The 843-nt window shown below is 68.6% G+C and carries 1 protein-coding gene; it reads right to left on the bottom strand.

Going from position 1 to position 843, the window contains the following annotated elements; all coding sequences use genetic code 11:
• A partial coding sequence (sucD, locus tag ACFQBR_RS33590; RefSeq protein WP_344187143.1) for a succinate--CoA ligase subunit alpha occupies positions 1-836 on the bottom strand: 836 nt, incomplete at its 3' end.
• Positions 837-843: the final 7 nt, after the last annotated feature.

Below are 843 nucleotides of genomic sequence, written 5' to 3'. Positions count from 1 at the left end.
TTGCCGACCTTGACGCCGGCGGCCTCCAGGGCCTCCTGCTTGGCCGCGGCCGTGCCCGCCGAACCCGACACGATCGCGCCCGCGTGCCCCATCGTCTTGCCCTCCGGAGCCGTGAACCCCGCCACATAGCCCACCACGGGCTTGGACACGTTCGCCTTGATGAACTCCGCCGCACGCTCCTCGGCGTCGCCGCCGATCTCACCGATCATCACGATCACATCGGTGTCGGGGTCGGCCTCGAACGCCGCCAGCGCGTCGATGTGCGTGGTCCCGATGATCGGGTCCCCGCCGATGCCCACCGCCGAGGAGAAGCCGATGTCGCGCAGCTCGTACATCATCTGGTACGTCAGCGTGCCCGACTTCGACACCAGGCCGATCCGGCCCGGCTTGGCGATGTCGGCCGGGATGATGCCCGCGTTGGACTGGCCCGGCGTGATCAGACCCGGGCAGTTCGGACCGATGATCCGCGTCTTGTTGCCCTTGGAGCCGGCGTAGGACCAGAACGCGGCGGTGTCGTGCACCGGGATGCCCTCGGTGATCACCACCGCCAGGCCGATCCCGGCGTCGATCGCCTCCACGACCGCGTCCTTGGAGAACTTGGGCGGCACGAAGATGACCGTGACGTCGGCGCCGGTGGCGGCCATGCCCTCGGCCACCGATCCGAAGACCGGGACCTCGGTGCCGTCGAAGTCGACCTTCTGGCCGGCCTTGCGCGGGTTGACCCCGCCCACGATGTTGGTGCCCGAGGCGAGCATGCGCCGGGTGTGCTTGGTGCCCTCAGAGCCCGTCATGCCCTGGACCAGCACCTTGCTGTCCTTGGTCAGGAAAATAGCCATGGTGTGT

It is taken from the genome of Nocardiopsis tropica, assembly GCF_042660575.1.
Classification (GTDB): domain Bacteria; phylum Actinomycetota; class Actinomycetes; order Streptosporangiales; family Streptosporangiaceae; genus Nocardiopsis; species Nocardiopsis tropica.
This window is presented reverse-complemented; position numbering and strand designations above follow the sequence as displayed.